This is a genomic window from Tigheibacillus halophilus (assembly GCF_042683165.1).
In the GTDB taxonomy this organism is placed as follows: domain Bacteria; phylum Bacillota; class Bacilli; order Bacillales; family Amphibacillaceae; genus Tigheibacillus; species Tigheibacillus halophilus.
The window spans coordinates 826724-845853 of sequence record NZ_JBHUIZ010000003.1 but is presented as its reverse complement, the minus strand read 5'-3'; the positions used below and the strand labels follow the sequence as shown (position 1 = coordinate 845853).

At 40.7% G+C, this 19130-nt stretch carries 22 protein-coding genes; 2 read left to right on the top strand and 20 right to left on the bottom strand.

Annotation, left to right across the window (positions count from 1 at the left end; all coding sequences use genetic code 11):
* Window positions 1-455: 455 nt before the first annotated feature.
* From ACFSMW_RS04780 to ACFSMW_RS04770, 3 genes are all read right to left on the bottom strand, one after another.
* The gene (locus tag ACFSMW_RS04780; RefSeq protein ID WP_390353469.1) at window positions 456-758 is read right to left on the bottom strand and encodes a hypothetical protein; all 303 of its coding nucleotides are present in this window, start codon (window positions 756-758) and stop codon (window positions 456-458) included.
* 131 nt (window positions 759-889) lie between these two features.
* Window positions 890-2422: a RecQ family ATP-dependent DNA helicase gene (locus ACFSMW_RS04775; protein WP_390353468.1), complete on the bottom strand. Its 1533-nt coding sequence runs from the start codon at window positions 2420-2422 to the stop codon at window positions 890-892.
* Between the two features lie 13 nt (window positions 2423-2435).
* Window positions 2436-3500, bottom strand: coding sequence for a YpbB family protein (locus ACFSMW_RS04770; RefSeq protein WP_390353466.1), 1065 nt, complete (start codon window positions 3498-3500; stop codon window positions 2436-2438).
* A 216-nt stretch (window positions 3501-3716) separates the two neighbouring features.
* Here ACFSMW_RS04770 and ACFSMW_RS04765 point away from each other — a divergent pair, with 216 nt between their 5' ends.
* Entirely contained in the window at window positions 3717-3968 is a 252-nt protein-coding gene (locus ACFSMW_RS04765; protein WP_390353465.1) for a ferredoxin, read from the top strand.
* Between the two features lie 33 nt (window positions 3969-4001).
* Here ACFSMW_RS04765 and ACFSMW_RS04760 read toward each other — a convergent pair whose 3' ends face one another.
* From ACFSMW_RS04760 to ACFSMW_RS04700, 13 genes are all read right to left on the bottom strand, one after another.
* Window positions 4002-4526, bottom strand: coding sequence for an ECF transporter S component (locus ACFSMW_RS04760; RefSeq protein WP_390353463.1), 525 nt, complete (start codon window positions 4524-4526; stop codon window positions 4002-4004).
* A 5-nt stretch (window positions 4527-4531) separates the two neighbouring features.
* Entirely contained in the window at window positions 4532-4966 is a 435-nt protein-coding gene (locus tag ACFSMW_RS04755) for a DUF4430 domain-containing protein (protein WP_390353462.1), read from the bottom strand.
* Window positions 4967-5043: 77 nt separating this feature from the next.
* Window positions 5044-6810, bottom strand: coding sequence for an ATP-binding protein (locus ACFSMW_RS04750; RefSeq protein ID WP_390353461.1), 1767 nt, complete (start codon window positions 6808-6810; stop codon window positions 5044-5046).
* Entirely contained in the window at window positions 6810-7526 is a 717-nt protein-coding gene (locus ACFSMW_RS04745; RefSeq protein ID WP_390353460.1) for a response regulator transcription factor, read from the bottom strand. The genes ACFSMW_RS04750 and ACFSMW_RS04745 overlap by 1 nt, the downstream gene beginning before the upstream one ends.
* Window positions 7527-7718: 192 nt before the next feature.
* Window positions 7719-8897 carry a c-type cytochrome biogenesis protein CcsB gene (gene ccsB, locus ACFSMW_RS04740; RefSeq protein ID WP_390353458.1) on the bottom strand — a complete coding sequence of 393 codons (1179 nt, stop codon included), beginning with the start codon at window positions 8895-8897 and terminating at the stop codon, window positions 7719-7721.
* 20 nt (window positions 8898-8917) lie between these two features.
* Window positions 8918-10567 carry a cytochrome c biogenesis protein ResB gene (gene resB, locus ACFSMW_RS04735; protein WP_390353457.1) on the bottom strand — a complete coding sequence of 550 codons (1650 nt, stop codon included), beginning with the start codon at window positions 10565-10567 and terminating at the stop codon, window positions 8918-8920.
* Between the two features lie 23 nt (window positions 10568-10590).
* On the bottom strand, window positions 10591-11163 hold the full coding sequence (resA, locus tag ACFSMW_RS04730; RefSeq protein WP_390353456.1) for a thiol-disulfide oxidoreductase ResA: 573 nt from the start codon (window positions 11161-11163) through the stop codon (window positions 10591-10593).
* Between the two features lie 57 nt (window positions 11164-11220).
* Window positions 11221-11961 carry a pseudouridine synthase gene (locus ACFSMW_RS04725; RefSeq protein ID WP_390353454.1) on the bottom strand — a complete coding sequence of 247 codons (741 nt, stop codon included), beginning with the start codon at window positions 11959-11961 and terminating at the stop codon, window positions 11221-11223.
* 144 nt (window positions 11962-12105) lie between these two features.
* Window positions 12106-12639 (bottom strand): spore maturation protein, encoded by a 534-nt coding sequence (locus tag ACFSMW_RS04720; protein WP_390353453.1) that lies wholly within the window; start codon window positions 12637-12639, stop codon window positions 12106-12108.
* Between the two features lies 1 nt (window position 12640).
* Window positions 12641-13225 (bottom strand): nucleoside recognition domain-containing protein, encoded by a 585-nt coding sequence (locus ACFSMW_RS04715; protein ID WP_390353451.1) that lies wholly within the window; start codon window positions 13223-13225, stop codon window positions 12641-12643.
* Window positions 13219-14127, bottom strand: a complete 909-nt coding sequence (locus tag ACFSMW_RS04710; protein WP_390353449.1) for a D-alanyl-D-alanine carboxypeptidase family protein — start codon at window positions 14125-14127, stop codon at window positions 13219-13221. The genes ACFSMW_RS04715 and ACFSMW_RS04710 overlap by 7 nt, the downstream gene beginning before the upstream one ends.
* A 215-nt stretch (window positions 14128-14342) precedes the next feature.
* On the bottom strand, window positions 14343-14936 hold the full coding sequence (gene scpB / locus ACFSMW_RS04705; RefSeq protein WP_390353447.1) for an SMC-Scp complex subunit ScpB: 594 nt from the start codon (window positions 14934-14936) through the stop codon (window positions 14343-14345).
* A gap of 35 nt (window positions 14937-14971) precedes the next feature.
* Window positions 14972-15694, bottom strand: coding sequence for a segregation/condensation protein A (locus ACFSMW_RS04700; protein ID WP_390353445.1), 723 nt, complete (start codon window positions 15692-15694; stop codon window positions 14972-14974).
* A 145-nt stretch (window positions 15695-15839) separates the two neighbouring features.
* Here ACFSMW_RS04700 and ACFSMW_RS04695 point away from each other — a divergent pair, with 145 nt between their 5' ends.
* Entirely contained in the window at window positions 15840-15923 is an 84-nt protein-coding gene (locus ACFSMW_RS04695) for a YjcZ family sporulation protein (protein WP_390353930.1), read from the top strand.
* 93 nt (window positions 15924-16016) lie between these two features.
* On the opposite strand, the gene ACFSMW_RS04690 is transcribed toward ACFSMW_RS04695, so the two are convergent.
* The 4 genes from ACFSMW_RS04690 to lysA form a co-directional block, all read right to left on the bottom strand.
* Complete coding sequence (locus tag ACFSMW_RS04690; protein ID WP_390353443.1) at window positions 16017-16379, bottom strand: GNAT family N-acetyltransferase; 363 nt, start codon at window positions 16377-16379, stop codon at window positions 16017-16019.
* Window positions 16380-16654: 275 nt separating this feature from the next.
* The gene (locus tag ACFSMW_RS04685) at window positions 16655-17119 is read right to left on the bottom strand and encodes a site-2 protease family protein (RefSeq protein WP_390353441.1); all 465 of its coding nucleotides are present in this window, start codon (window positions 17117-17119) and stop codon (window positions 16655-16657) included.
* A gap of 20 nt (window positions 17120-17139) precedes the next feature.
* A complete protein-coding gene (locus tag ACFSMW_RS04680; RefSeq protein ID WP_390353440.1) occupies window positions 17140-17574 on the bottom strand; it encodes a peptidylprolyl isomerase in 435 nt (144 codons plus the stop codon).
* A gap of 78 nt (window positions 17575-17652) precedes the next feature.
* Window positions 17653-18957 (bottom strand): diaminopimelate decarboxylase, encoded by a 1305-nt coding sequence (lysA, locus tag ACFSMW_RS04675; RefSeq protein WP_390353438.1) that lies wholly within the window; start codon window positions 18955-18957, stop codon window positions 17653-17655.
* Window positions 18958-19130: the final 173 nt, after the last annotated feature.

Sequence of the window (19130 nt, the reverse complement as noted above, 5' to 3'; positions counted from 1 at the left end):
TTCTTCATCATACCACATAAGCATGTGGGAATACTGCGTGCCAAGCAAAATGACCTTCTCTGATTGGACAGATCTATGCAGCATATATAGCGATTTAAATACAAGTCTTCTTTGTTATTTAGAAAAACAACCTTATTAGGAGACATAGCTTTTATAATACAAGAGATGCATAGCCGACTTCAAATGTTCGAAATGCTGCAATGCATGTACCAAGGATTTGAACCATTTGAAGCTGGGCTGGTGTGATCAAATGAAGGGTATAATGAACAATGGACGAGTCTCTTCAATATCTGCAAAAGTATGCGCTATTTATTGATATTATTATTGGAAACTTCACAGTGCCATCCTATAGACGCCTGATACCAAAATCGGAATGGATGAGATGTTTTGGCTTGATTTCGGGATAAATCGAATCTCTCATGCCTTCTTCTATGTATCATTCAAAATGAAATCACCTACTTGAATATAGAAATAATATCGATGATTCCCGTCTTTTGCAAATAAATGCCTCCTACACATAGTAATACAAGCAATAAAACGACAATGATAAAACGGGCGAGCGGACGTTTCAACTTCAAATGGAAGCTTGTCTCGGCATGTTGATGTACTTCGCTCCTCGGTGGTAAGTTTAGAACATCCATTTCTCTAATCTGTATTTCATCCTGTTCAGGTTGTACGCTTGTACGATCATCCGTGAGCAAAGTTTGCTCCTGCGAAGAAAACTGTCTCTCCCTGCTTTCACTATTCCGTTGTTTCACTACCTTCCCCCCGCTTTCAATATAGAATGGCTCACCTGGCAATATGTTTACAGGATAATGACAGTGTATGAACACAAAATGGCCGTGGCCATCGCTATAGAACCGTATAGGGTAAAAGCGTCTATCCGGTTCTATTCGTCTGTGTCGTTGATTAACATTAAATCCCGCAGCTTCTGTTTCCAGGGTGCTTCAAGTTCACGTGCCGACTGTTTCACAGGAAAATCTAAATCGCTAAACGAAAAACCACAATTATTACAACAAATAGGTGTTTGTGTAAAGTCGGACTGAAAATGTCTATATAGTGCTGCACGAAGACACTTATCAGTATGTATAAAAGCAAGCATTTCATATACTCGTTTCTTCTTCTGGGTTCGGCGGGAACTAGCTTGCGACTGCATACCCGCTTCTATGATTTTCCATTGTTTTTCATTGAATAAATGATGATGTCCTATCATCATATCATGTTTTTCAAATTGATTCTGCAAGAAATGCCATTGAGACTCTGTGAGACCAAGCAATCTTATAAATGACTCCTCTTGAAAATCGGGCAAATACTTATCTACGTTTTTAAACACTTGTACTGCCTGAGTGATGAGCTCCTCAGAAGGGATTTCCATATCAACCAATTGTTGAAGCAAAAATTCGTCATGTTCTGCGTAAAACAGCACACATAGACTCTTTTTCCCGTCTCTTCCGGCACGTCCGGCCTCTTGTATATAGGATTTAATATCCGGTGGCATGTGGTAATGAATGACCATACGAATATCACTCTTATCAATTCCCATTCCAAATGCGCTTGTACAGCAAACCACATCTAACTGCCCAAGCATGAACTGTTGCTGAATCAATAAACGATCCAATTGTTCAAGTCCACCATGATACGCGGCAACTCTCTTCTGAGACCGCCTGGAAATGTGCGAAGCGATTTTTTCAGCCATTTGGCGACTGGAGAAATATACCAGTACCGGGCCCGAACAACGGGCTATCAAAGATAGGATGCTCTCCAGCTTTTCATTCTCATTTTCTACCTTTTCCGTCATGAATACCAAATTCTCTTTATCGATTGGATAAATGTGCCGATTGATTCCAGGTTTTTTTAAAACATGTATAATATCTCTTTGCACCTCTTCTGTAGCCGTAGCACTGAGCGCAAGAACTGTTGGATTGCCTAGTTTTTCAATAACCTCTCCCAAGCGCATGTAATCCGGCCTGAATTCATATCCCCACTGAGAAATGCAATGGGCTTCGTCAATGACAAATGTATGAACATGAATGTTGCAAATTTGGTCAAGAAATTGCCTTTGCTGCAGTGTTTCCGGTGATACGAATAACAATTTGTATTCATCTAAACGCTGCAAGATATACCTGCGTTCCTCAGCCTGCAAAAAACTGTTCACCGCTGCTACACGTTTCAAACCAATGGCTTTCATTCGTTTTACTTGGTCGATCATCAATGCGATAAGTGGTGAAACGACAATCGTAAGCCCCCTGGTCATCATTGCAGGCAACTGGTAACAAATCGATTTTCCCGATCCTGTTGGCAAAACACCGAGCACGTCTTTTCCCTGAAGTATATCTCTGATGATTTCCTTTTGACCTGCACGAAATTCACGTAAATGAAAGTATTTGAAAAGCTGCTGCTCAAGTTTACTGGATTTTTCCATTTAGTTACCCCGTTTATTCTTTTGTTTTCTGTTTACAAAGGACTAGCCGAATCTGGAAATAACTGACATCCTCTCCCACTTGTTCTTTAATCGTACTTAATTTAAAGGAAGGGTTATTCTCGACTACCCTTTCTATGACACGCTGTATGTTTTTGGGGACGAAAGGATCAATATTAAACTGCGGATCATACAAAGCGATTTCTACCAAATGATCATGAATCGTATTGATTTTCAATCGGCGCTTTTCTGCAATTTTTTCCATATTATATCCTTTTTTATATAACATGTATGTTTTATTGGCCGTGTTTGTCATCACCTCATGTTTCTTTTGCATGAAGTCGAGCAATGCGGGCAATATATTGAACCGATGTGGGGCTGACAAGATATTATGCAGCATAAGATGCCTTACTGAAGCCAATAAAAGTACTACATCATGCTTGCTTAAACCGTATTTTTCTGCCAGCTGTGAAGTGCTTAATCCATAATGTTCATAACCTGTCAGCTGATCCACTAACATTGCGCATTCTCGTTCAGGCAATCCTGCTAATGCCAAAAGCAAATCCTTGTATAGCAGTGACAGCAACTGGCTCTGCTTCCCGGCATACTTATAATAGAATGCTCTTACCCACCCGGTGGTAGCTTCATCATCAGCAACGGGTATAAAAGACATATTCCCTTTTTTGCTATTTGTCAATGTCTGTATCAGCAGCATTAATCTTAATATGAATATGTCATCTTTTCCGGCAAAATCCATTCCACGAAAACGACTCAGTAGGCTCTTCGCATTGGATTCTTCAAGCCGTTTCTTTCCCAGTTCTGTCACGTGGATTATTTTTTTGTTCTCAACACCATAGTCAATCATCCCATGATATAGCAACTCTCGCAATTCCTGCTTGAAATCCGGGATGGATAATCGTTTATATACACCAAGAAGTGATTCCATATCGAAAAGTTTCGCATCTTGCAGTGTCTGTATGGATTTTTTTCCCTGCAATAAATGATAAATAGCTGTATAGCTTCGCGCATGTTGCATATGCAAACAGGCATGGACAATAATGACAGAAAAATATTTTTCCATGAGGTCTCTCCCATTCACTTCATAAAAAGTCATTTTTCATTGAATATGGACGTTATTCGTCTTACAATCTATTATATAGTATCAACTTTGCCGAGACGGGTTCAAGGATGATGTTCCTGTCATATCGAGGTATGCAGCTTTTTAATGAAGGATGTCATCCATTCAATCGTTGAACCAGCCTTAATATTTGAACATAAGGAATATGGAGGAATGATAATGGAATACAAATACACGATTGTAGATAAGGATACGTGCATTGCTTGCGGCGCATGCGGGTTAACTGCGCCTGAGGTTTTTGAATATGATGAAGAAGGCATTGCGCAAGTATTGCTTGATAATAACCAGGGAACAAGCGTAATACCGGATGACCTGATTGACGATGTCCTGGATGCTTATGAAGGATGTCCGAGCGATTCAATTCATATTTCCGATACTGCCTTCCATGGCTCTCCAGCCAGTGGCCAATGAATAAAACGTACAGCGGGCTTTCGAAAAGCCAATTCATTTCACCTTGATATGTTGTATATCAAAGCGATTCGCGGCATATTTTCGGATGAACTTTGACAGTATCGGAAACAGTAAGAAAATGAAAATGGCATTTCCTAATGCGTGATAAGTATCAAATGGCAGACCGGAAAAATAGTATGCAAGAAAAAAATCTCCCGAGATTCTATACATTGTAAGTGAAATAAGGAACCCATAAAAATAACCACAAAACACAGAAAAAATCGCAATCATATACAGCCGCATGCGATATATATATTTACCCAGCAAACCGCTTGCCAGTCCAATAAGGGACCAGGATATGATTTGCCAAATGGTCCAAATACCTGACCCAAGCAATAAATTGGACGCCAGTGTAATGAGAACGGAAAGCATCACAGCTGACATAGGTCCCAGTAGGAAACCACAAATGATGATTAAAGAGGTAACTGGCTGAACGTTCGGAATAAACCCTAAAAAAGAACGTCCAGCTACCCCCAGAGCCGCCAATAAGGCAAGCAAAGTAAGCTTATAAATATTCACAGTGCTCACTCCCAAGATTGCAGATCGAAAACAACTTCATCGCCGGGTTTTAGTTTATAATCCGTCGCACCAACCTTCGCCATTTTTCCGTTCACGGAATACATCCAAGCCTTCTTGTCTCCTTTTTTTGGTGCAATGCCATCTATACTCTTGATAAAACCTTTATCTTCTTCTATTTTAAAATTTTCTTTTAAAACATCCATTAAAATATCGCCTTTCTTCACTGCAATCTTTTTTTGCCCAATGGTTGTTTCTCCCTTATTTTCTGACAAAATGATATTTACAGACTCGGTTTTAACAGTCGTTCCATTTGATTGTCCGCTTTTGGGATGCTGTGTTTGTCCATCACCACTGCCATTTTGGTTTTCATGCACCGAACAGGCACCTAGCAGGCCTGTCAATAAAACCAACATAAAACAGCGAAGTAAAAATTTCTTCACGATATTGTTCCTCCATATTGTTTTTAACGTCCTGTACCGCCATTCATGTAGTAAATATAGCCGAAGCCAAAAATCTATTAGCTTTCATCAGGTATTTCAAAATAGAATGTCGTCCCGTGGTTTAATTTACTCTTAACTGTTATCATGCCGTGGTGTGCATCAATAATATTTTTTGCGATGGACAGACCAAGCCCGGTTCCTTTCTTCTTACTATTTCTTTTTCTGGATTTGTCAGCCTTGTAGAACCTTTCGAAGACAAAAGCCAAATCTTCTTCAGGTATGCCGCTGCCACTATCCTCTATAGAAACAGAGAGTTTGCTTCCATGATTATCGATGGTTACCTTCACAAAGCCATTTTTATCAGTGTGATGAATCGCATTATCAATCAAATTCGTAAAGACCTGCTCGATGCGGTCCGGATCGAAATAGCTGTGGTCTTTCACTAAATGATTATGCAGCTGGAGGCTGATCATATTATCATCTGCAACACCTTTGAATTTTCGCATGATGCGTTGGATATATTCATCTAATTTGACATCCTCTTTATTTAGCTGGATGTGGCCCGCCTCCATCCTGGCTAAATCAAGTAACTCGTTTACAAGTCTGCTCAAACGCAAAGACTCTTCATAGATGATTTGAGCGAGCTCGTTTTTCTCTTCTCTAGACTCAGCGACATCATCGACAATCGCTTCACTATAGCCTTGAAGCATAGAAATTGGTGTCCGTAATTCATGCGACACATTCGCTATAAAATCTTTACGCAGTTTATCCAGACGCCGTTCCTCTGTCATATCCCGGATTACAGCGACTGCACCGCGAACATAGGACTGATCGTATAAAGGTGTCATAATCATTACCCAGGTTCTTCCCTGCAGATTGATTTCTTTAGAAACTTCTTTTTCTGATTGCACGACTTCTTGCAGAATATCGTTCAATTCCGCTGGCAGCCTTCGATCTTTCTCGTTGCTGATAATTGTATCATTTCCAAAATCCCATGCATCCAGAAACAATTCTGCGGGTGGATTCGCAACAATGATTTCCCCATTTCTGCCTAAAGTGACAACGCCATCGGCCATAGAGCTTAAAATACCTGCAAATTGTTCCTTTTCCTGGCGCAAAGCATTGATATGAAATTTCAACTGTCTTCCCATTCGATTGAAGGCCATTGCCAACTCTCCAATTTCATCATGGGTCAAGATCGGTACCTTCGTATTGAATTCACCCCTTGCAAGGTCAAACGCTGCTTCCCGCATTTTGATCAGCGGCGAGGTGATCCGCGTTGACAGGAAAAACGCAAAAATCGTTGTCAAAATAATGGCGATTCCGGCAGCCAAAAAAATAATTTTGGTTGTTTCAGCTTTAGTTTGGTCCACGACTGATAGTGATTGAAATACGAAAACACCTGCCTGCCGGTCATTAATAGGTGCTCCGACAAGCAATGCACCAGACTTGTGGTCGGGAAGCGCTACTTGTTTTTTCATTTTTTGATTTTTTTCAAGCACTTGTTTTTGCCTGGTCTGCTTTAGCAACCACTGTTTGCTTATCGAGGACAGTCCATTATCGTCGCTGTCTGAGACCCACGTTTTTCCATCCGGAAAATAAATGACAAGCCTTGTCGCCGGGTCTTTGATCCGGCTGGCTGTGTCTATGGTAAGCGGAGAATCCCCATATTGCTCGACCATATCAGATACTTTGGATGCAGTTTGCAGCATATCTTTTTCCGCCTCATCCAAATGAAAGTTCTCGAAAAACTCCAACAAGAATATGGTCAAAACAAATAAAACGAAAGAAACTAGCAATAAAATCGTTATTGCTAGTTTTCCGACTACACTACGCCAAAACATCAGTCATCCTCCACCTCAAATTTATAACCGACACCCCAAACGGTGACAATCATTTTTGCAGCTGCTTTGGAAACATGGCTCAGCTTTTCTCGAAGACGCTTCACGTGCGTATCAACTGTTCGCAAATCTCCAAAGAATTCATATTGCCACACTTCTTTCAAGAGCTGTTCCCTATTGAACACTTTATCCGGAGACTTGGCCAAAAAGCAAAGCAATTCATATTCCTTTGGTGTCAGGTTCACTTCTTTATTATCTGCGGTTACCCGATGTGCGTCATAATCAATGGTCAAATGACTGAACACAAGAATATTCTTCGCTTGCGTATCAGTTTCATTGTAGCTTACTGCTTTAGATCTTCTCAGCACTGCTTTCACACGGAGAACCACTTCTCGCGGACTGAAAGGTTTGACGATATAATCGTCTGCACCTACTTCGAATCCCTGAACCCGGTTTGATTCCTCACCCTTCGCAGTAAGCATGATGACGGGTGTATTCTTTTCTTTTCTCAATTCCTGGCAAACCTCGATACCATCCATTTCGGGCATCATCAAATCAAGGATGATCACATCGTAATCTTCTTTTAAGGCAGCTTCCAGGGCCTCCTTTCCGTTTTCTGCTTCATCAACGGTATATTCTTCCCTTTCAAGGTACATTTTCAATAAGCGCCGAATCCTATCTTCATCATCGACGACTAAAACCTTCACACTTTCTTCCATGCATATTCCCCTTTCAAACAATCCATGCTACCTGTCTACCATTAGTATAAACCAAGTAAATATAATTAAAAAGTACAAGCATCCGTTTCCGTAAGATAACCTCTTAACGGTATGAAAAAACACGGCAAACAGAACATTGCTCCATTATGCCGTGCTTTGCACAGTTTATAAAACTGCTTCTATTTGAAACGATTAGCTTGCGTAGGAATGCATCCCAGCCAATATTAAGTTTACACCGACAAGGTTGAACATAATAATAGCAAAACCGCCAAGCGACAACCATGCAGATTTTTCACCATGCCAGCCTCTGGATAGTCTTAAATGGAGGAATGCTGCGTAAAATAGCCAAGTGACCAATGCCCAAACTTCCTTAGGGTCCCATCCCCAAAAACGGTTCCAGGCTATCTGCGCCCAGATGGCGGCAAATATCAGCCCGCCAAGCGTGAATACAGGGAAACCAATAGCCACTGAACGGTATGAGATCTCATCAAGCATATCCGGGCTTACTTTACGCATCAAAGGCTGCAAAGCAGCTCCGACCCTTTTGCGGATAATCAATCTTGTTAACAGATAGATGATTGCTCCAGTGAATAAAGACCACAAAATCGTATTGGCCTTCCGAGGTGCATCCTTTCCACGCATCCAATGAGGCAATTCAACCCAAGGATTCATTGCATCCTTGGTAATCATTTCACCGTTGTTTGGACCAATGATCGGTGGCATATGGTAGTCCACGGTCACTTCTTGTTCATTTTCAACATATTTGAACTGTGTATCATAACCAGAAATATTAAATATGACTGTGATAACACTGAAACCGATAAAGACAAACAAGGTAAACAAAACGATTTCTAGCCATGTTGTCCTTTTACTTCGTACACTTTGATCAATTGTTCGGAGAAGATAGACCAATCCGGCAACAAAACTGATGGATAGGATCCCTTCCCCAAGCGCAACAGTCGTCACATGGATATATAACCAGTGACTCTGCAAAGAAGGAACTAATGGTGCGATATCTCTCGGAAACATACTTGCATATGCGATGACGATAATGGCGACAGGCAAAGCGAACAAGCCAAGTACTGTCAACCGGTAAATAAAATAAAGAATGATAAACGCGAAAACCATTGCCATCCCAAAAAATGTCACAAATTCGAACATATTACTGACAGGGATATGCCCGCTTGCTATCCATCTTGTAATAAAATAAACCAATTGTGCCGCAAAGCCGAGTAATGTAAGCGTAATTCCGGCTTTTGCAGAAAAACTATTTTTTTTGGCTTTGATGGTAGCCCCAAAAAAAGCAGTGGCAATCAGGTATAGTAGGAAAGCGGTATAAAGCATCGTACTGCTGATACTGATTAAACTCATTTTCTTCCTCCTTTGTGAATCTATTGATCCAATTCTTGCTGGTCATCAACCGTTTTTACAGAAGTGCCCTCAATCGCTTTTTCGATATCTTTTCTGAGACCATGCCAGTTTTTATTCGTGTGTCCCGCAAGGAGCAATGAGGCATCGTTTTTCGGGTGCAGCCAAATTCTGCGGTGCTGCCAGTACATTCCTTGTACAACACCGATCATGAAAATCAGGGCACCGATTCCAAAGAGTGGCAGCGTATAATCGCGTTTGACGCTCAATCCGCTGCTATACAATGTATCATAGCCTTCTATTCCAAGCTTGAATTTATTTTTACCAGTAGCATCAATGTTTTTGCCAATCCCTACAAAGCTCATTTCGGGATCTTTTTTACCTGGTGCCTCAACAGAGAAAACAAATGCCGGGAACCTGGCATATTTTGACTTGGAACGCGGCGTTTTGTCATCCTCGTCCAAGTAATATTCAGGGTAATAGTTTTGAACACTGACTTTATAACCATTCCCTAGATCATAACTTCCTTTCACGTCGTTAAAATCAACGGTAAATGTTCCTTTTATTTTTTTAGGGTTTTCTGTTTCATGCAAATTAAAAGTCATATCTTTGAATTCATTTTGCTGGTAGCCTGATTGATAAACCGTATAACCGCCAAATTTCAACGGGTGATTCAGCCGGATTTTAGCATCCTCGACCTTTTGTAATTCCGGGTCAGCGCCTGCAACAGTATCTCCTTTTTTCTTGAAGACAGTAGCATTTGTCTGGAAATTACTCGGAACATCCTCACCCTTTTTTTCCAGTGCAGATTTAAACCGTTTATCATTTTTTTCATTATATAACTGCATGATAAATTTATTATTTTTAATATAGTATTCCCCATCTGTGCCGGGAACCACTTTTTGCTCCCCTTCCCTAACCCACATATATTCATCCAGATAAAACCATGGCAAAGTCCGCAGCAATGCTGCGAGCAGGATGATAATCAATCCAATATGGTTGACATAGGGACCCCACCGAGAAAATCGCCCTTTTTCCGCTAATATATGTCCATCTTGTTCTGTAATACGATAGCGATTTTTCTTTAGGGTTTTCTTGATTTTTTCCCGGTCTTCATCAGACACATCTTCTGATTTGCTATAAAACCGCTGTCTGTTAAGAAATGTCTCGTGCCGTCTCGGCTTCTGTATTCGCAAAGCGCGATAAAGCGGGATGAACCTGTCCAGGCTGCAAATCACCAATGAAACACCAATTAATGAGATGACCAGCATATACCACCATGAGCTGTACAGGTGATCAAATCCAAGTTGATAAAATATTTTTCCAGGCAAACCGTATGCTGCCTCATAAAACACGGCGGGGTCCCGATCTGGTGCATCGGTCGGTATGTATATAGCTTGTGGATAGATCGTCCCGATGGCAGAAGCGACCAATGCGATCACAATCAGCCAAATTCCCACTTTTACTGAAGAAAAAAAGCCCCAAACTTTATCAATGATCGACTTATTATAAGTTTGGGAACGTCTGGCCGTCCCATCGTAACGCATATTAAGCAGTTTTTTCTTATCATTGCCATCAATATGCTGATTTTTTTCAATCGGCTTACCACATGCCTCACAAAGAACTGTTCCCTCCGGGTTGACGTGGCCGCATTCGCATTTGATATTATCCATCCGTATCCCTCTTTTAAATCCGGTTATTTGGGTTCTATTTCCTGCAAATACCCATTTAATTTTTCCAGCGTCAAGCCGCCTTCGACCTTTCTGACGATTTTACCTTTCGAGTCGATAAAAAATGTACTCGGTATTGGCACGATATTGTACAATTCCCTTACTTGATCCTGTTGATCGTATAATACGGGAAATGTTAAATCAAATCTGTCGATGAATCTGTTGACCACCAGCTTATTGGCATCCAGATTGACAGTGATGATTTCGACACCTTTTTTCTTGTATTTTGCATACAGATGCTGCATGAAAGGCATCTCTTTCTCGCAAGGCTTACAGTAAGTTGCCCAGAAATTCAGCATGACACCTTTTCCTTTTAGGCTGCTTAGCTGAATATGGTCTGTATCGTTATTTTTATTCACCTGATTTAATTTGAAATCAGGGGCATCGTCTCCGGCTTCGTACGTCGTCTTTTCATCCGATAAATTCGATATCAGCGCATATACCACAGCAATCAACAGCAGAGCCAAAATTATTGAACGATAAATAAGACGTTTTTTCTTTTTTTTCTTTTTTTGTTCCCTGATCTGATCCAAGCCCATTTTATCACTCACTCCTTGAACCATTATAACATCGAAATATAGAGGCAAATTTGTCCATTATTTAACATTTTTCCCAATTTCAGCGTTCAATTTACTTAGTTCTTTCGGAGTCAGCTCACGATAATCTCCTGGCTGAAGACCATCCAGTGTTAAAAAGGCATACTTTTCACGCTTGAGTTTCAACACCTGATACCCCAGCTTGTCCATCATCCGCCTTACATGGCGATTTTTGCCTTCGATTAAAGTTATTTCCAAGATTGTCGTATTTTTTCTCCTGTCAGAAGATAAAATTTTATACCCTACTGCCTTTAAAAGATCTTTTCCATCTCTGAGTCCCTTTCTCATCTGTTTCAGGTCAGAAGGCTCTGGAACACCTTTGATTTTTGCCACATATTTTTTTTCTGCACCATGGCTTGGGTGCATTAATAAATTGGCGAAATCCCCATCATTTGTCAGCAAAATCAGCCCGGATGTATCATAATCCAGCCTACCGACAGGGAAAATCCTTTCGGAAACCTCGGGAAGGAGATCTGTGATTACTTTCCGGCCTTTGTCATCTTTTACACTGGAAATCACGCCTCTCGGTTTATACACCAAATAATAGACCTTACGCTCATTTTCCAATTGTACTCCTGATACTTCGACCAGGTCCTTCGGAGTTACTTTTGTTCCAAGGGTTGTCACCACTTGATGATTCACTTTGACTTTCCCTTCTAATATAAGCTGTTCTGCTTTTCTGCGCGATGCGTAGCCAGCCTGTGCTATTCTTTTTTGCAGTCGTTCTTCATTATTAGCCATTTAATCACCATATATTTATCGAATTGTATTTGAAAGAAGAACCATGTTCTCTTTCAGTATACAATAATAGCGTTAACAACGAGTTAACGCTAGCAATAGGTATTATACCTTTGTTATTTTGGTATTTTTATAAAATTCATCATTTTAAGATCCGAAAACAATGGTGACAATTACCACAGCAGCTGTCAGTCCAATCAAATCAGCTAATAAACCTACTTTCAGCGCATAACCCATTTTCCTGATGCCTACTGCACCAAAATAAACAGTCAGTATATACAGGGTGGTATCTGTACTCCCTTGCATAGTAGAGGCCAATCGTCCGATAAATGAGTCAGGCCCGTGTTCGGCAATCAATTCCGTAGTAACTCCAAGTGCAGCGTTACCTGAAATCGGTCTGACTAAAGCAAGAGGAACAATGTCTGCAGGGATACCGATATAAGAAAGAACTGGTGTGATCAGATCAACAAATGCATCCAATGCACCTGAACTTCTTAAAATGGAGATGGATACCAGCATACCAACTAAAAAAGGAAGTAAAGAAAAAGAAATCTTCACTCCTTCCTTTCCACCCTCGACAAACAATTCATATGCAGGTAATTTCTTAAGCATTGCTGTTAACAGTACAATTAAAATAAACATCGGGATAATCCAAATGCTGATCCCGGTAATAACAGACATGTTATTTACCCCACTTCTGTTTATGGTAATAGAAACGATCGATAAGCAGTGCGCTTATGGAGGAGACCACTGTTGCGATAAGCGTTGTTGCCACGATTTCAGTCGGCTGTGAGGAACCATACTGCATCCGGATAGCAATAACGGTTGTCGGAATCAGGGTTAAACTGGAAGTATTCAATGCCAAGAATGTTATCATGGAACGGGAAGCTTCTTCTGTTCCACTAAGCTTCTTCATTTCCTGCATCGCTTTAATGCCCATAGGTGTTGCTGCATTCCCAAGTCCGAACATATTTGCGGTAAAGTTGGATAATATGTATCCAATGGCTGGATGATCCTTAGGTATATCCGGAAATATTTTCAGTATCGCCGGACGCATGAGCTTTGCCAGTACTCGCAGAATACCAGCTTTTTCTGCAATCTTCATGATGCCCAGCCAAAATACCATGATGCTGATCAAGCCGATGGAAATGGTCACAGCCTGCTCTGCACTTTCAAATAATGCTTTATTCACTTCATTCATTGTTCCGTTCATCATGGCATAAAAGATTCCGATGATCGCCATAGATGCCCAAATGATGTTTACCATAACCCATTCAGTCCGATCAGATGCTGGAATGCTTTTGTAAATAGCTCCTGTGTCGAAAGTTTTCCAGTGTGCGAAAAGACTGTAGGACTTTTCCTTTTTGCCGCTTGTTGTTCCTTAAAGCCCTTTTCATACATGGCCATATGATCATTCCAATCATCAGAAGCTTGAAGTGTAACCGCTATTAGCTTTACGCCTTCCTTTTCTGCTGCGCTAACCAATGTTCTGCCGGCAACTTTGGTGTACCCTGTTTTTCCACCTACACATGCATCATAGTATTTGGTTAGCAGCTTATTTTTATTTCCCCATGCATAGGAACGGTTCTCAGCTTTATAGACTTTTGCTGCGGTAACTGCTCTGAATAGTTTGTTGCTCATGGCATACCTCATTAAGATCGCCATATCATGCGCAGTGGAATAATGGCCTTTCTCATGTAATCCATGCGGATTTTTAAAATGCGTATTCGTCATGCCAAGCCAGCGTGCTTTTTCATTCATCAAATAGACGAATCCTTCCTCACTTCCCCCGATATGTTCACTGATTGCAACGGCGGCATCATTACCTGATCGCAGCATAAGTCCGTAGACAAGATCCTTAATGGTCATTTTTTCGCCTTGCTCCAGATAAATGGAGGATCCTTCAGTGTAAACAGCTTTTCTGCTTGCTGTTGCCTGTTCCTCTAACATGCCAGATTCGATGGCGACGATTGCTGTCATGATCTTTGTAATACTGGCAATCGGCCGTTTTTCGTCTGCATCCTTTTCAAAAAGAATGTTACCGGTTTTCTGATCCATCAATATCGCATTGCGTGCTGATACCGTCATCTCTGCTCGTCCATCAACTGGTAATGCAACGCAAGTAATAAGTGCAATCAATATCCCGGTAATCAATAGCCTGGTACGCATAATTCCATTCCTCCCAAGAGTGGACTATCTGTACATTTTATGCTTGTCAAGCAATGTTATGCCAGACAAATCAGAAGTCTAGGCTGCCAAGAAGACCTTATGATTACACAAATAACCCTAGGGATAAGACAAGAAAAAAATGGGTTCGATCATCGGCCTTTGATGATCGAACCCATTTTTAGTTATTCTCGGCTTGTTTTGTTCCAGCCATTGAATCATTCATTTTCATCATCCATGTGCTCTTGAAATCTTTCAAAAAACAAATCCGCATCGGCTTCGATTTCATTTGAATCATAGTCATCCGGCAGCGGAGGCAATTCTTCAAGCGATGTCAAACCAAAATATGTTAAAAAATCCTTGCTGGTGGCAAACAAAATTGGCCTTCCGATCCCTTCCTTGCGCCCGGCCTCGACAATCATGGAGCGCGCCAGCAAAGTCTGGATCGGCCTTTCACTTTTAACCCCTCTGATTTCTTCGATTTCGGCACGTGTGACTGGCTGTTTATACGCGATGATCGCCAGCGTTTCCAAAGCAGCCTGAGACAGCTTCGATGTATGTGGTGTATCCAGCATTCTTTTGTAAAATTCACTATGCTCCGGTTTCGTAGCAAGATGTAGCAAATCATTCGATTGCATGATCATCATGCCTCGATTCGATTGTTCACAGTCATATTTCAGCTCTTCTATCAGATGGCAAACGGCTGAGTTTGGAAGCTGGAGTATTTTTTCAATCTGACTTGAGGTGACCCCTTCATCTCCTGCCACAAAAAGTAATCCCTCCAGGACAGCCTTGTAGTCATGCATTTCCATATTGTCTCATCCTTTATGTCCTGCTATGGAAAATTTTAATATATATATAAATCCTCGAAATGCTTATGCTGCCGGCATGACACTTGATTATTTTTCATCAGTTCAAGTAAAGCGACAAATGTTGCAACAATATAAGGTCTAGTCTTTTCTGGAAATAGTTCATCGAACAATACACCTTTTTTATTTTTTTTCACCTTGTCGAGAATCTCTTCCATTCTTTTTTCTATCGGTATTTCTACACGCTGGATTCTGGTTTCGAGAGGCTTTTCCCATTGTTTGCGTTTGAACATTTTGCCAAGTGCATCCAACATATCATAGATGGAAACGTCTCCTTGATTAACAGGTGCCCTTCTTTCCGTATTTTCGAAAACGTGCGGCGACCGCGTGAAAATTTGCTGGGCTTCCATTTCTTTGTCGTGGAATGTTTTTGCAGCTTCTTTGAACTTCCTGTATTCTATTAATCTCTGCATCAATTCATCTCGCGGATCTTCTTCATATTCCGTGTCTTCGTCGAGGATTTCCGGCTTCGGGAGCAGCATTTGGCTTTTAATTGCAAGCAAGGTAGCAGCCATGACTAGATATTCACTGGCAATATTCAGTTCCAAATGCTGCATTGTGTGGATGTAATGCATATATTGTGCAGTAATTTGGGCAACGGGAATATCATATATGTCTATTTCATAATGGTTAATCAAATGCAGCAATAAATCGAGCGGACCTTCAAATGCATCCAATTTCACTTGATATGTATGATTCATTTGTACCTCACCTCTTTGCAAACAAGGTAAAAAAGCACCGCCAAGACTTAAGCCCATACCAGTTTACTCTTTTCTGCATACATTATTTGTGAAAGATAAATGTTGCTGCTAAAACATTTATGGTAAAGAAAAAGGAGGAATTTTTATGGGTGCTGAATATGGCGGAGGATTTGCGTTGATCGTTGTATTGTTCATTTTATTGATCATCGTAGGAGCAGCTTGGTTCTAAGCAGCTCCGATATCAGCACAGTCACTTTAGATGTAATGAGGTAAAAAGCCAGCCCCTTCTGCGGGCTGGTTTTTTTACTATCATTTTGAAGCGTTAATCCTGCTCTTCTTCCATCGCTGCTTCGTAAAATGTTTTTGTTTCATCTGTTGGACAGACTGCATATTTATTCTGATACTGCTGTTGGATCGCTTGAACCATCTTTTTACCGATTCCCAGGCCTCGGTGTGATGGATTTACAGAAATATGCTGTATGATGACATTTAGTTCGTTTTCGATTCGTATACCAATCGCTCCAAGAATATCATCATCTTCTTTCCAAAGATGTAAATGCCATTTTTCATCGGATTCATACTTTTTGATCGTTTCCTGCAATTTTTTTATATCTTTCACTTCTGGCATAAAAGATAATAAACCCATTGCTATTTTTTCAAAGTTTTTTTTATATCTTATTAACATAGATATCCCTCATTAACAATAATAGTTGTCATGCCGGGTTCTGTAGAAAATATTTTTTGAATTAGATTGGATCGGTGCAAAAACTCACTGTTCAAGCAATCATGATATAAGACTATTAATGACAAATCAATTTGCATTTGTCAATGGTTTTCACACAAATACCATCCAGTAGATAATCCCCCATAAAAGACCAACTGACAGTAATGCAACAAATAGGATAATATTTTTTTTGCGCTCGCTCATTTTTCAAACACCCTTTTCGCTTGTGTGCTCTTTTAGCCGTTGTCCCGGCAACGAACCGCATGCCAAACAAGATATCCATCAGAAGGATTTCCCCTCCACTTATATGGAATGATATTAGACAAGCCAAGCCATGTGTTAAACAAACACCACAGCAAATATTGTTCATCTGTCGTTTTTAAAGATATCATTAGGAAAAATGCTGCCACTATCAAATTACATAACGGACCAGCCAGAGATGTCAAGATCATTTTCTTTATTGAACAAGGGACTGCTCTGGAAAAATCTGTCGCCCCACCAAGAAAGTACCAGCGGTAAACAATAATATTCACACGTTTTATATGCAACCGGAAAAATCTTTTCCCCTTGCCGATATGCACCGTTATTGGATATGCCTTTTCGATTATGGCCCCAGCCGCATGGCCTGATTCATGAATGAATATACTAATCGGTCCGATAAAAAACAGCAAGTAGCATATATCTATAAACAGTCCATTCATCGGTAAAATAATCGTGTCAATTAAGAAAGGACACGAACTTCTTTCATCACATCACCATTTTGCATTTCCTTAGCATATTCCAACCCTGAAGTTACTTGTCCAAATACGGTGTGGACACCATCCAGATGTGGTTGGGATTCATGAACGATGAAAAATTGACAACTTCCTGTATCTTTTCCTGCATGTGCCATCGAAAGCGTCCCAGGGTTGTGCTTGTTTGGATTGCCTTCTGTTTCACATTTGATAGTATACCCGGCATTCCCAGTACCGTTGCCATTCGGGCAGCCCCCTTGACTGACGAACCCCGGAATAACACGATGAAATGTCAGTCCATTATAAAAACCGCTATTAGCAAGTTTTTCAAAATTCGCCACTGTGTTGGGTGCGTCATCAGCAAACAATTCAAACTCGATTTTGTTGCCATTATCCAAAACAATATATCCTTCTTTATTCATTTTAAATCTCCTCTTCTATCAGTCCTGTTTTACCATAGTATATCTTATCATTTCTTAAGCATTTTTCAAAGAAAACTATCATTCTTCGTAGGGGAGGTCATTGCGAACGACATCCTTATAGGTTTCCCCGCGTACTACCAGATGGTCTACACCGTTTTCCAGGAAGACGACCGGAGCATTTGCAAAACGATTATAATGACTGGCCATCGAATAGCCATACGCTCCAGTTGCCAGGACGGCTATGATGTCATTCGCTTCAAGATCAGGAAGCGCAATATCCTTGATCAACATATCTCCCGATTCACAACATTTTCCTGCAATAGAGACAACTTCTCTGTCGGGCTGATCAGCTTTATTCGCTACTATACATTCATATTCCGCTTCATATAATGCCGGACGGATGTTGTCAGCCATCCCCCCGTCAACTGCCACATATCTTCTAATGCCGGGGATATCTTTCATAGACCCGACCGTATATAATGTCATTCCCGCTTCTCCGACAATAGATCTTCCAGGCTCTATCCAAATTTCAGGAAAAGGAAAATCCACACCATCCCAGTATTGTTTCAGGGCTTTGACAATTTCTTCCGCATAAACTTCCAAAGGAAGAGGCTTGTCAGAAGAAGTATAGCGGATACCGAATCCTCCTCCTAGATTAAGAACTTCTGAAACGAAACCGTATTTTTGGTTCCAATCACGTAACTCATCAAATAGTATTTCCGCTGCCATAATAAAACGATCCGAATCGAATATCTGGGAACCAATATGGCAATGAAGTCCTTTCAACTGAATGTAATCATGATGCTGCAGTTGTAGAAAAGCCTGTTCAGCCTGGCCGTTCTGTATACTGAAGCCGAATTTGGAGTCTACGTTTCCTGTCATAATGTATTTATGCGTTTCAGACTCTATACCTGGCGTGACTCTGATCAAAACGTCCATTTGACAATCGTGTTTTCTCAGCAAACGATCAAGCAACGTTATTTCATAAAAATTATCGATAACAATACATCCAATTCGGTTCGTGATGGCCATTTCCAATTCTGCCTCACTCTTATTGTTGCCATGCATATGGATCCTTTCCACGGGAAATCCGGCTTGTAGCGCAGTATATAATTCTGCCTCGGAAACAACATCTATGGACATGCCTTCCTGCTTCGCGACCTGCATCATCGCTATGGATGAGAAGGCCTTGCTAGCATATGCCACTTGGAATGCCACCTGCTGCTTCTTAAAGGAATCTACAAAAGCACGGCAATTATGTCTAATCATGGATACATCGTAAATATAAACTGGTGTACCATATTTTTTTGCAAGTTCGACTGTGTCCAGGCCTCCAAACATAAGATGGCCCTTTTGATTTATTTTAGATGCCTCAATTTTCATCTTTAAACCCACTTCCTTAAGAAGTTAAAATAATATCAATACTTTACCATACTAACGAAGTGATGAAAAGCGGAAAATCAGCGATCGTACGCAGCACTGCCAAAAAACATGCATATCACTGACGATGTTTCATAAACCTGCGTAGGACAAAACAGGAAAAAAAGATAAACTAA